The organism is Streptosporangium sp. NPDC049248 (assembly GCF_040678965.1).
Taxonomy (GTDB): domain Bacteria; phylum Actinomycetota; class Actinomycetes; order Streptosporangiales; family Streptosporangiaceae; genus Streptosporangium; species Streptosporangium fukuiense.
This window is the reverse complement of record NZ_JBFAQY010000005.1, coordinates 169201-181265: the sequence shown is the minus strand read 5'-3', so window position 1 is coordinate 181265 and position 12065 is coordinate 169201. Positions and strand designations below refer to the sequence as shown.

Below are 12065 nucleotides of genomic sequence, written 5' to 3'. Positions count from 1 at the left end.
GATGCCAAAGATCGATAAAATTCGGGTATATACGGCTGGGATTGGAACTGCCAGGAGGCCCCCATGCAGGTCAAGAAGGTCCTCACCTACCTCGGGGTAGCGTTCGTGGTCTTCTATCTGTTCACCAAGCCCGCCGAGGCGGCGGGCGCGGTCAACGGAGTCTTCGACGGGATCGTGAGGGGAGCAGACCAGTTGGCTCTGTTCGTGACACGAGTACTTAGCTGACCGACCGGCGGGGACCCACCCGCCCCGAACCATGTCATCCGCGCTCCCGACCGATCCACGGGGGAGCGCCCCACTCCCCGACACCGGACCGCCGCACCGTCTGCTTCGCCGATCCCGAGAGCACGTCACAAGGATCGCCGCAGGCCGCCACCCCCTACCCGTGAGCCCCCGACGAAACCCCATCCGCCGCCCAGAGCCGCGCGGCGAACGCCCTGACCCGATCATGGACGACCACGGGAAACATCACGGCACTCCCTTGATGATCTTTCCGGCACCTTGAAGGGAAGGTCCGTTTCTCGTACGGGGAGATCGTTCATGCGGGGCACGCGGGGTTTCTCCCTGGTCGGGTCGCTCATCGCCGGAGCCGTCACGTTCGGCCTACCGGCGACCTCACAGGTCGCCTTCGCGACCCCCGTATCGGTCCGGGCACCGTCCCCCACCCCATCACCGGCCTCCACCCCGATGTCCGGCCCCAACGGTCCGGCAACGGTGGGGACGACGGCCGGCGACGGGACCGGGCGGCCCGTCGTGCGGGGCACCGCTTCCCCGCCGCCTTCCGCCCACCCGTTCTTCGGCCACTTCGGAGCCCCCGTCGACCGGCCGCTGAGGGGCAGGATCACCCTGGCCGACCCGACCGGCGCGAGGCTCGCCTTCAGGGTGGCCGACCCCACCCTGCTGCCCGCCGGGATCACGATCGACGCCGACGGCCTGCTCGGCGGCGCCTCCCGGGTGCCCGGCATCTGGACGGTCCCGGTCGAGGCGTGCACCCCCTCCGGCGCCTGCGCCGGAGGGGCGGTGACGATCACCGTCACCTGCCGCTGCGCCCGCCCGCTCTCCCCTGCCGCCCCCGCGACGCCGAACGCCCGGCAGTAGCGCAGTTCCACCACAAAACATGCTGGAACCCCACGAACCGATCCAGTGGAAACACCGGGGTGCTTCCACTCTTCCCGGGGACGTGTTAGGCAGAAAGCGTGGGAGATCATCGCGACACCGGCGGAGCCGACACGCTCGATGCCCCGACACGGCGCGTCGTCGAACGCATCATCGAACGCGTCGACACCGACGGCATCAGACTGATCCGCTTCCTGTACGCCGACCACGGCGGCGTGATCAGAGGCAAGGCCACCTCCCGCGCCATGCTGGCCGAACGGCTCCGTACCGGCATCGGGCACACCGTCGCGATGATGGCGATGAACATGCTCGACGAACTCCAGGACGTCACGGGTCTCGGCCCGGTCGGCGAGGTCCGCCTCGTCCCGGACCCGACCACCTTCGTCCAGCTGCCCTACGCCCCCGGCTCGGCCGCCATGCTGTCGGACCTGCGCCAGGTCGACGGCTCCCCCTGGCCCGCCTGCCCGCGCACCTTCCTGCGCGAGGCCGTGGCCGCCCTGGCCGACGAGGACCGTGTCCTCGTCGCCGCCTTCGAACCCGAGTTCACCCTCGGCCGCCGCGAGCCCGACCCCGGCGGCGGCCTGGACCGCCTGATCCCCGCCGACGACAGCCTCTGCTACTCGACGACCGGCTTCAACCAGGCCCACGACTACGCGACGACTTTGATCCACGCCCTGGAGAGCCAGGGCCTGCGGATCGAGCACTACCACCCGGAACTGGGCCACGGCCAGCAGGAGCTGTCGATCCGCCACACCTCCGCCCTGCACGCCGCCGACAACCACCTGATCTACCGCGAGACCGTCAGGGGCGTCGCCACCCGCATGTCGATGTGGGCCTCCCTCGCCCCCAAACCCCTCGCCGACCAGGCGGGCAACGGCACCCACCTGCACCTGTCCCTCTGGGACCCCGCCCTGCGCACCAACGTCTTCGCCGACCCCGCCGACCGGTACGGCCTGTCGGTCACGGCCTACCACTTCATCGGCGGCCTGATCGCCCACCTGCCCGCGCTCACCGCGCTGACCTGCGGCTCGGTGAACAGCTTCCGGCGTCTCACCCCGAGGGCGTGGTCGAGCGCGTACGCCTGCTACGGAATGGACAACCGGGAGGCCGCGGTGCGCATCTGCTCCCCCACCGGTCAGGACGCCGCGGCGTCCACCAACCTGGAGCTGAAACCCTCCGACTCCTCGGCCAACCCCTACCTGTCGCTCGGCGCCGTCATCCACGCCGGTCTGGACGGCATCCGCCGCCAACTCGACCCCGGTGCCCCCGTCAACGTCGACCCCGCCACCCTCCCCGCCGGCCAGGTCCCCCGCCTTCCGGCCTGTCTGGAGGAGGCCCTGGACGCCCTGGAGGCCGACGACGTCCTCATGCGCGCTCTCGGCCCGCTGCGCGCCTCCGCCTACCTCGCCGTCAAACGCTCGGAGGTCCGCTCCTTCGCCGCCCACGACGCCGCCTACGAACTGTTCCACCACTTCCGGGTCTTCTGACCATTCCAGTGGGCGACACCGAGTGACCTCGACGGCGGGGCCGGACAGGCTGCCGGCATGGCGGGTGACAAACGGCCGGCACCGGCTAAGGGAGCCGCCGACGCCGACGGCAGGTGAGACACCGCGGCACGGGCACCGTCAGACGAGACCGCCTCCCGCTACCGGGCGGCCGGATAACCCCGCGTGTCAATCGTCACCAGCACCGGCTCCGACGGCAACCGGTCCTCGCGAGGGTTCAGTACCCGAGCCCCGTCCCCCTGACCATCGCCCCTGGAAACCTCGCCTGAGACTACGGCCGCCCCGCGGCACGCATGATCGCCCGGCGGATGGGCTCGTACCCGGTGCACCGGCACAGGTTGGAGGTGAGCAGCTCCCGCAGCCGCTCCGGGTCGTCGACGATCGCGGGGTCGGACTCCAGCGCGGCGACGGCGAGCATGAGGAACCCCGGCGTGCAGAAACCGCACTGCAGCGCGTGCTCGGCGGAGAACGCCCGCTGGAGCGGATGCGGCTCACCGTCGCGACCCGCCAACCCCTCCACGGTACGCACCGAACACCCGTCGCACTGCACGGCCAGCAGCAGGCAGGAACGGACCGCACGGCCGTCGACCACGACCGTGCACGAACCACAGACTCCCTGTTCGCAGCCGAGGTGCGTGCCGGTCAGCCCGCAGTCCTCACGCAACACGTCACCGAGCGCGCGCCGGGGCTCCACATCCAGGCGGTGCACCCGGCCGTTCACCGTGAGCGTGATGTTCATCGCCACTCCCCAGCGGATCCGTCATGTCCGGCGTGCGCCTGCCGATCCGAGGCCGCCTGACACAGGGCGCGGCCGACGAGGACGGCGACGACCTGCCGCTGGTATTCGACGTCGGCGTAGGGCCGGGCGCAGGGGTCGGCGTCACCCTCGGCGGCTATCCGGGCGGCATGACCGAACGGATGGCCGTCAAGCGAATCCGGGTAGAAGTGAGCCGAACCGAAGAGGGCCGGGCCGCAGAAGGACGCGCCGATCTCGGCACCGATCAACGACAGCTCGGCGACCTGCGCTCGTACCGGCCGGTCCGCGGCGTTGGCGAGTCCGATGAACGCCTGGGTGATCACTCCGTCGAGCACGGTCAGGGCCACCGCGACCGCGACCTGGGCGAAGCCGGCGCGCGTCCGCCGGTGCTCGACGAACGCGACCCCGACGGTGTCGTCGAGCAGCGGCAGCCGGACAGACGTGATCATCTCCTGCGGCCGGCACTCGGTCCGGTGAGGACCGTGGAAGTAGTCATGAGCCGCGACCGTCCGCGTTCCCGCGCGCCCGCGCAACTCGATGTCGGCGTCCAGGCCGACGGCGACGGCGCCCCATTCGGCGGCGGGGTGTGCCCAGGCCAGACTGCCCGCCATGGTGCCCAGAGCGCGGATCGGCGGGTGCGCGATGTTGACGACGGTACGCGAGAGCAGCCTGCCGAGCGGACCGGGCGCCACCCGGGGCGACTCGAAGGCACGGTGCCGGACCAGGGCCCCGACCTGCAGCCCGCCGTCCTCCACCCGCAGCCGATCGAGGCCCTGGACCCGGTTGATGTCCACCACCAACTCCGGGAGACAGCGCCGGCAGCGCATCTCCAGGATCAGGCTCTGCCCGCCGGCGAGTATCCGCGCCCGCTCCCCGGCCTCGGCGAGCGCGCCCACCGCCTCGCCCACGGTCCCCGGCACGATGTAGTCGAAAGCGGCGGGCTTCACAGCCCCTCCCCCACCGTCGGCCCCACCATCGGAGCCGCGCCGGTAGCCGGCACGGCATGGCCGAGGACAACGGGCCTCACGGCCCCTCCCCCGCCGTCGCCCCCGCCGTCGACCCCGCCTCGGAGCCGACCGCCGCGGCGCGGGCCGCTCGCCACACCACGTCCGGGGTGAGCGGCATCCGCAGCAGGTCGGGATCGGTGACCCCCAACGCGTCGGCGACCGCGTTGACGATGGCCGCGGGAGTGCCGATGCACCCCGACTCTCCGGCCCCCTTGGCTCCCAGCGGCGTCCACGGCGTCGGAGTGCTGGTCTCCCGCACCTCCAGCGGCGGCATCTCGGCGAACGTCGGCAGCAGGTAGTCCAGCAGGCCGTAGGGCAGCAGCGGCACCCCGGCCTCGTCGTAGGGCACCCCCTCGTACAGCGCCTGCCCGATCCCCTGCGCGATCGACCCCCTGGCCTGCCCCTCGACCGCCGCCGGATTGAGCATCACCCCGCAGTCGTCCACCGCCACCAGCCGGAGCACCCGTACGGTGCCCAGCCCCGGGTCGACCTCGACGACGGCGGCGTGGGTGCCGAACGGAAACGCCATACCCGACTCGAACCGCTCGTCCACCCGCAACGACCCGGTGACCCGCACCAGCTCGCCGAGGTCCAGCGCGACCGCGTCGTCCGCGCGGGAACTCAGCGTGCCGCCGGACCAGGCCACCTCCCCGACCGGCAGTCGCCACAGCCGCGCGGCCCGTTCCCGCGCCAGGCCGATCAGCGCGGTGGCCGCGCGGTGCAGGGCCGGGCCGCCCACCTGTGCCGAGCGGCTGGCGTACGAGCCGACCCCGTCGGCCAGTTCGTCGGTGTCTCCTTCCGCGAACCGGACCCGCGAGGAGTCCAGGCCGAGGGTGGCGGCCACCAGCGCGGAGAAGGTCGTCTGGTGGCTCTGCCCGCTGGAGGCGGTACCGCACCTGGCGATCACCGTGCCGCCCGGGCACGCCTCGACACCGCCGAACTCGTGCAGGCCGCCCTCCTCACCCCCGGATCGTTCGACGTAGCAGGAGAGCCCGATGCCCAGGGGCAGGGCGGTCACAGAGGCCCGGCGCCGAACCCGCTCGGCCCGCCACCCGTCGTAGTCGAGGGTCTTCAGCGCCAGATCCAGCGCCCCGGCGTAGTTCCCGCTGTCGTAGCGCCTGCCGGTGGGCGTCTCGTACGGGAAACGCTCGGGTGGGATGAAGTTGCGTCGCCGTAGTTCCGCCGGGTCCATGCCCAGCCGATCGGCCAGCACGTCCATCGACCTCTCCAGCGCGAACGCCGCCTCCGGCCGCCCGGCGCCGCGGTAGGGGTAGGTCGGCATGGTGGTGGTCAGCACCGAACGAACCGTGGCGTGCACCAGGGGCGTGGCATAGGCGCCGGTGGCCATCCGGGCGGTCTGCATCGGCAGCCCCGCCCCGATGTGCGGATAGGCCCCCACGTCGGCGTCGATCCTCAGCTCGTACGCGAGCAGCAGCCCCTCGGCGTCGGCGGCCAGCCGGACCCGCTGGTCCTGCCCCCGGCCCCGGGTGGCGGCCAGCAGCGACTCGGCGCGGTCCTCGATCCACCGGATCGGCACCCCCAGCGTCAACGCCAGAAAGGCGACCGTGAGGTACTCGGGAAAGGTGGCGCTCTTCGACCCGAACGCACCGCCGCTGTCGGGCGTCACCACCCTGATCCGCTCGACGGGCAGGTCCAGCGCTCCGGCCAGCTCCCGCCGGAGCCGGTACGGCGCCTGGTGGGAGCACCACACGGTCAGCCGGTCCTTCTCGGGGACCGCGAGGAACGCCCGGCACTCCATCGGCGACGGCAGCAGCAACTGCTGGCGGTAACGCGCCTGCACCACGACCGCCGCCCGTCCCCAGACGGCCTCGTCGATCGGCACACCGACCGACCGTTCCAGCACCACGTTGTCCAGACCCTCGAACAACGGAACAGAGCCGTCCAGGGCCTCGGCCACCGACACCGCGGGCGGAAGCGGGTCCGTCCGCACGACGATCTCGGCCACCCCGTCCTCGGCCCGGTAACGGTCCTCCCCGACCACCACCGCGACCGCCTCACCCGCGTACCGCACCCGGTCGACAGCCAGCGACGGCCAAACCCGCCCCGCCACCACCTCCGCCGAGGACATCCCCGCGAGAGCCGTCAGGGGAACCGGCGGCAACCCCGGAAGATCGGCCGCCGCCCAGGCCCCTCGCACCCCGGGAATCCGACGAGCCGGAGCACAGTCCACCCCGCACAACCGGCCGTGTGCCACAGAACTTCGTACGAACGCCGCGTCCAGGCACCCCGGCACCGCGATGTCGGCGACGTAGCGGCCATGACCGGTGAGCAGCCGCGCGTCTTCCCGCCTAGCCCAGCCATGTGCCACGACGTCCTCCGCCCCCCGGATTCAGCCCAGCAATTCTAACTCACATAACGCCACAAAACTTATATATTACCTTGAACCAAGGCCTAGTGGAATCAGGGTTGCAGCATAAATATCACCAAAAATCCACTATGCCTGCACCAAAGTAACCACTCACTTCAAACCAGAAATAACTCCCAGGCCTCACAAATCGATAAAATGGATGAAGAAGGCGCGACCGTCTCAAGCTTCAGAGAAGCCGAGGAAAGCAGCCCGGGCCGCGCACAAGAAAGCGCACCCCCGGGCAGACCGGAGGCCTGAAGAACCAGACCCCCGCCACGACGGCCCCGCCCGGAACACCGGCCCGCCGCAACGCGAACCACGCCGACCGGCGAGCCGAAACAGCCCCGGCCGCTCGCCGCACGACATCAGCGAACCGGATGCCCCGCCCCCCGCAAAGCGTCCTTCACATCACCGATCTTGAGCTGCCCGAAGTGGAACACCGACGCCGCCAGCACGGCGTCCGCCCCCGCCTCCACCGCCGGAGGGAAATCGGCGACCGAACCCGCACCACCGCTGGCGATCACCGGAACCGACACCACCGCCCGTACCGCCCGGATCATCTCCAGGTCGTAGCCGTCCCGGGTCCCGTCACCGTCCATCGAGTTGAGCAGGATCTCCCCCGCCCCCAGTTCGGCGCCCCGCCGGGCCCACTCCACCGCGTCGATCCCGGTCCCCCGGCGGCCACCGTGCGTGGTCACCTCGAAACCGGACGGCGTCGGCGGCCCGTCGACGACCCGGCGGGCGTCCACCGAGAGCACGATGCACTGCGCCCCGTACCGCTGCGCCGCCTCGGTCAGCAGCTCGGGCCTGGCGATCGCCGCGGTGTTCAGCCCCACCTTGTCCGCGCCCGCCCGCAGCAGCCTGTCGACGTCCTCGACCGAGCGCACCCCCCCACCCACGGTCAGCGGGATGAACACCTGCTCGGCCGTCCGGCTGACCACGTCGTACATCGTCGACCGGTCGGAGCTGGAGGCCGTGATGTCAAGGAACGTCAGCTCGTCGGCCCCCTCCGCGTCATAGCGGCGGGCCAGCTCGACCGGGTCCCCGGCATCGCGCAGGTTCTCGAAGTTGACACCCTTGACCACCCGCCCGGCGTCCACGTCCAGGCAGGGAATCACTCGTACCGCGACACTCATCGACGACTCCTCACGAACGGACGGCGGCGAGGGCGTCTTCGAGGGTGAAGGCCTGCGCGTACAGCGCCTTGCCCACGATGGCCCCCTCGACGCCGATCGGGACCAGCGAGGCCAGCGCGCGCAGGTCCTCCAGGGACGAGACCCCGCCACTGGCGACCACCGGCTTGTCAGTGCGGGAGCAGACCTCGCGGAGCAGGTCCAGGTTGGGACCGCGCAGCGTGCCGTCCTTCGTGACGTCGGTGACGACGTAGCGGGAGCAGCCGTCCTTCTCCAGCCGGGCCAGCACCTCCCACAGGTCACCGCCCTCCTGGGTCCAGCCCCGGGCGGCCAGGGTGGTCCCCCGGACGTCGAGGCCGATCGCGACCCGGTCACCATACTCAGAGATGATCTTGGAGCACCAGGCGGGGTTCTCCAGCGCCGCGGTACCGATGTTCACCCGGCGGCAGCCGGTGGCCAGCGCGAGCTCCAGGGAGACGTCGTCACGGATGCCCCCGGACAGCTCCACCTTCACATCCAGCGCACCGACCACCGTGGCGAGCAACTCGCGGTTGCTGCCCCGGCCGAAGGCCGCGTCGAGGTCGACCAGGTGGATCCACTCGGCGCCGGCCTCCTGCCAGGCGAGCGCCGCGGACAGGGGGTCGCCGTATGACGTCTCGGTGCCGGCCGCGCCCTGGACCAGGCGGACCGCCTGACCGTCGGCGACGTCCACGGCGGGGAGCAGCTCAAGCGACATCTGTTCAAGACCTCCGGTCGAAGACAAGGGTGAGAAAAAGCGGAACGAACAGCAAGGAAAGCACGAGCACGCCGAACCGCGCCGCCCAGGAGGACCACAGCAGCCAGACGATCACCTGCACGATCAGGAACAGCACCGCCGCGACGCCGTTCTGCGCCCGGCGGCGGCGGGCCATGATGCCCCCCTGGGAGACGATCCGGACGGGCCTGCCCGGCAGCAACGCGGTCACCTTGCCGATGCGCTCACGCCGCCGCGCCAGCCGCGCCTCCCGCTCGGCGCGCAGCGCGGCCAAGCGCGCCTGCTCGGCCTCCCGCTCGGCCCTGCGCCTGGCCCGTTCCTTACTCATCGAAGGCCCATCAAGAACTCACCCGACGGTCCCGAGCCAGTTGGTGAGCAACTGGGCTCCGGCGTCGCCCGACTTCTCCGGATGGAACTGGGTGGCCATCAGCGGGCCGTTCTCCACCGCCGCGACGAACGGCACCCCGTGCTCGGCCCAGGTGACCAACGGGTCGGCGAACCCCGGCCCCGGCTGGAGCTCCCAGGATCGCACGCCGTACGAGTGCACGAAGTAGAAGCGGGTGTCCGCCTCAAGCCCGGCGAACAGCACGGTCCCGGCGGGTGCCTTGACGGTGTTCCAGCCCATGTGCGGCAGGACCGGCGCCTCCAGGGACTCCACCGTGCCCGGCCACTCCCCGCATCCCTCGGTCGTGACACCGTGCTCGACGCCCGTCTCGAAGAGGATCTGCATGCCGACGCAGATGCCCAGCACCGGCCGCCCGGCCGCCAGCCGCCGCGCGATGATCCGCTCACCCCGCACCGCGCGCAGCCCGGCCATGCACGCGGCGAACGCCCCCACGCCGGGAACCAGGAGCCCGTCGGCCTCCATCGCCGCCTCGTAGTCGGCGGTCACCGTGACCTCCGCGCCGACCCGGGCCAGCGCTCGCTCCGCCGAACGGAGGTTGCCCGAGCCGTAGTCGAGAACGGTTACCTTCTTCACCACCAGAGCACCGCCGCCGTGGTCGCCAGGGCCGCGAGAGCGGCGAGCAGCACCGCGCCCTTCTTCAGACCCTGTTTGAGGAATGAGACGATCCCACCCACCAGGAAAAGCGCGACGAAGGCCATCACCATGGCCGACCAGTTGTCACTCACGGTCGCCTCCCCCTCCCGTCGGGAAGAATCACAGCACACCCTTCGTGCTCGGCACCCCGGTGGCGCGCGGGTCACGCTCGGACGCCGCCCGCAGCGCCCTGGCCAGGGCCTTGAACTGCGCCTCCACGATGTGGTGGGCGTTGCGGCCGTAGGGGACGCGCACGTGCAGGCAGATCGCGGCCTGGGCGACGAACGACTCCAGGATGTGCCTGGTCATCGTCGTGTCGTACTCCGGACCGATCATCGGAGCCATGCCCTCGGGCTCGCTGTGCACCAGGTACGGCCGCCCCGACAGGTCGACCGTGACCTCCGCCAGCGACTCGTCCAGCGGGCAGGAGGCGTTGCCGAACCTCCGCAGGCCCGACTTGTCGCCCAGAGCCTCACGGAACGCGGCGCCCAGCGCGAGCGAGGTGTCCTCGATCGTGTGGTGGGCGTCGATGTGCAGGTCACCCTCGGTCTTCACGAGCAGGTCGAACAGCCCGTGCTTGCCGAGCTGGTTCAGCATGTGGTCGAAGAACCCGACACCGGTGGACACCTCGACGTTCCCGGTGCCGTCGAGGTCGACCTCGACCAGCACCGAGGTCTCCTTGGTGACGCGCTCGACGCGACCGCGACGCGGTGCGGTGATACTCACCAGAACCTCCCGAGGATGCCCCGGCCTTCAGGCCGGGGAGGCATTGGGAGCGGGAGTGCCGCCCAGGCCCGAGCGTGCCCTGACCGGTCAGTCATTTCGATCAGCTTCTTTCTGAGTCGTGTAGCCGTAGCCGTCCGCGCGCTGAAGGTGGCGGACGTGCCGGTGGTTGATCCCGGTGACGCGACCGTGCCGGGTGGTGATGTCGAACGAGCCGGAGGAGCGGACCAGGACTCGCCCGGTGTGGACCCCGGCCTTCTTACCCGCCGGAACGTTCGCCCGGACCAGGTCGCCGGTCTGGAAGCCGCGGCGCAGTTTGATCCGTGACCGGAGAAGGCGGGGGAACCCGTATCGGTCGGGGGTGGTGCGGGCGTAGGCGCCGCGCCCGGTCGCCGTGACCACCAGGACCGTGGACGGCCAGGCGGTCACGGTCTCCAGTTCGCCGACGTGCAACGCGTCCAACGTGTGCGACTTCGGCGCGCCGGTGCGCGAGCGGTTCCACTTCGTACGACCGCCCGAGGCGGTGTGAACGGACAGGCCGGTCGCCTCCAGTGCCCGCCACAGCACCCATCGGGTGGCGTTGACGGCGGCGGCGTCCCGCAGCGGAGCCTTCGCCTGCTTGAGGATCTTCGTCAGCAGGGCGGGCTTGTCCTTGAGGAACTCCTGCACGGGGGCGGCGCTCTTGGTCTGGTTACACGGGATGCAGGCCAGGGTGAGGTTGCTGACGCGGTCGGAGCCGCCCCGGCTGCGGGGGTGGATGTGGTCGAGGTTGAGCGGTACGTCGCTGGCGCCGCAGTAGGCGCAGGTGCGCTCCCATTTGGCGAGCAGGTATTCGCGGACCTCGTACCCGGCGAGGGTGCCCTGCTGGTATTCCGCTCCTTCGAGCGGCCTCCCGGCCGACAGGGCGTGGGTGTCGAAGGAGACCTTCTCTACGTGGACGGCGGTGACGGGCGCCCACCGGGTCAACCGCGCCACCCACGACATGGTGGTCTCGACGCGGTGTCGCAGCGACGGCGCGAGCCATCCTTTCGGTGTGGTGCGGTTGAGGAACCGGGGGGAGCGGTAACGCAGGTTCCGCGACCGCCTACCTCGCCGGTACGCGGCCCGCGAGGTGAGCCTGTCACGGATCAGCGCGCCCCGATGGTCAAGCTGGATCACATACCGTCCGGCCCGGCTCCCCTCATGGCCGGTGAACACGGCCAGACCGGTGTGCTTGGAGCCGGGGTCGATACCGACCTGCACGCCTGCCACGGTGGAGTCGGCGGCCGACCGGTCTTTGAGACGGATGACGAACGGGGTGTGACGGGCCACCACGGCTCGCCCTGCCGCCAGCAGGCGACGGGCCCGGGCGGGGTGGCAGGGGTCGAGCGGGTGACCGTGGGCGTCCAGGACGAACACGGCCGGATGAACCTCACGGTTCACTCCCTCGGACGCCGAAGCGCCCTCGGGGTGACGCCGAGCGGACCGGGTGCCGGTCCGCTCGATCTCCCCTCGCCCAGGTCGAACACCAGGTACCGCCGCGAGGCGGTGTCCGTGAGCCGTTTCGTGCCCACCCCCGGGCGTGTCTGCTCCCACGGATTCCAGAGCGGCAGGCTGAGGAAGCACCCGCCGGTGGGTCTGCGATCTCGTGTTCAACGTAGCCATCAAAACGCACCTCCTTGAG

General features: G+C 71.0%; 13 protein-coding genes. 3 read left to right on the top strand and 10 right to left on the bottom strand.

The features are described 5' to 3' along the window. Window positions 1-63 precede the first annotated feature (63 nt). The 3 genes from AB0K21_RS12485 to AB0K21_RS12475 all read left to right on the top strand — a co-directional run bounded on the left by AB0K21_RS12485 (window position 64) and on the right by AB0K21_RS12475 (window position 2603). Complete coding sequence (locus AB0K21_RS12485) at window positions 64-225, top strand: hypothetical protein (RefSeq protein WP_169750203.1); 162 nt, start codon at window positions 64-66, stop codon at window positions 223-225. A gap of 315 nt (window positions 226-540) precedes the next feature. Beyond that, on the top strand, window positions 541-1098 hold the full coding sequence (locus AB0K21_RS12480) for a hypothetical protein (protein WP_343968662.1): 558 nt from the start codon (window positions 541-543) through the stop codon (window positions 1096-1098). Between the two features lie 98 nt (window positions 1099-1196). Beyond that, entirely contained in the window at window positions 1197-2603 is a 1407-nt protein-coding gene (locus AB0K21_RS12475; protein ID WP_343968660.1) for a glutamine synthetase family protein, read from the top strand. A gap of 289 nt (window positions 2604-2892) precedes the next feature. On the opposite strand, the gene AB0K21_RS12470 is transcribed toward AB0K21_RS12475, so the two are convergent. The 10 genes from AB0K21_RS12470 to iscB form a co-directional block, all read right to left on the bottom strand. Then, window positions 2893-3360 carry a (2Fe-2S)-binding protein gene (locus tag AB0K21_RS12470; protein ID WP_343968658.1) on the bottom strand — a complete coding sequence of 156 codons (468 nt, stop codon included), beginning with the start codon at window positions 3358-3360 and terminating at the stop codon, window positions 2893-2895. Further along, window positions 3357-4325: an FAD binding domain-containing protein gene (locus tag AB0K21_RS12465; RefSeq protein ID WP_364149551.1), complete on the bottom strand. Its 969-nt coding sequence runs from the start codon at window positions 4323-4325 to the stop codon at window positions 3357-3359. Before AB0K21_RS12465 ends, AB0K21_RS12470 begins: the two co-directional genes overlap by 4 nt. Window positions 4326-4401: 76 nt before the next feature. Then, a complete protein-coding gene (locus AB0K21_RS12460; RefSeq protein WP_364149549.1) occupies window positions 4402-6714 on the bottom strand; it encodes a xanthine dehydrogenase family protein molybdopterin-binding subunit in 2313 nt (770 codons plus the stop codon). 404 nt (window positions 6715-7118) lie between these two features. Further along, complete coding sequence (hisF, locus tag AB0K21_RS12455) at window positions 7119-7889, bottom strand: imidazole glycerol phosphate synthase subunit HisF (protein ID WP_343968652.1); 771 nt, start codon at window positions 7887-7889, stop codon at window positions 7119-7121. Window positions 7890-7899: 10 nt separating this feature from the next. Beyond that, window positions 7900-8622, bottom strand: a complete 723-nt coding sequence (gene priA, locus AB0K21_RS12450; RefSeq protein ID WP_343968650.1) for a bifunctional 1-(5-phosphoribosyl)-5-((5-phosphoribosylamino)methylideneamino)imidazole-4-carboxamide isomerase/phosphoribosylanthranilate isomerase PriA — start codon at window positions 8620-8622, stop codon at window positions 7900-7902. 4 nt (window positions 8623-8626) lie between these two features. Beyond that, window positions 8627-8968 carry a hypothetical protein gene (locus AB0K21_RS12445; protein ID WP_343968648.1) on the bottom strand — a complete coding sequence of 114 codons (342 nt, stop codon included), beginning with the start codon at window positions 8966-8968 and terminating at the stop codon, window positions 8627-8629. A gap of 18 nt (window positions 8969-8986) precedes the next feature. Further along, a complete protein-coding gene (hisH, locus tag AB0K21_RS12440; protein ID WP_343968646.1) occupies window positions 8987-9622 on the bottom strand; it encodes an imidazole glycerol phosphate synthase subunit HisH in 636 nt (211 codons plus the stop codon). Next, a complete protein-coding gene (locus AB0K21_RS12435; RefSeq protein ID WP_343968644.1) occupies window positions 9616-9771 on the bottom strand; it encodes a hypothetical protein in 156 nt (51 codons plus the stop codon). The genes hisH and AB0K21_RS12435 overlap by 7 nt, the downstream gene beginning before the upstream one ends. A gap of 28 nt (window positions 9772-9799) precedes the next feature. Then, window positions 9800-10405 (bottom strand): imidazoleglycerol-phosphate dehydratase HisB, encoded by a 606-nt coding sequence (hisB, locus tag AB0K21_RS12430; RefSeq protein WP_364149545.1) that lies wholly within the window; start codon window positions 10403-10405, stop codon window positions 9800-9802. A gap of 87 nt (window positions 10406-10492) precedes the next feature. Next, the gene (gene iscB, locus AB0K21_RS12425; RefSeq protein WP_364149543.1) at window positions 10493-11800 is read right to left on the bottom strand and encodes an RNA-guided endonuclease IscB; all 1308 of its coding nucleotides are present in this window, start codon (window positions 11798-11800) and stop codon (window positions 10493-10495) included. Window positions 11801-12065 lie beyond the last annotated feature (265 nt).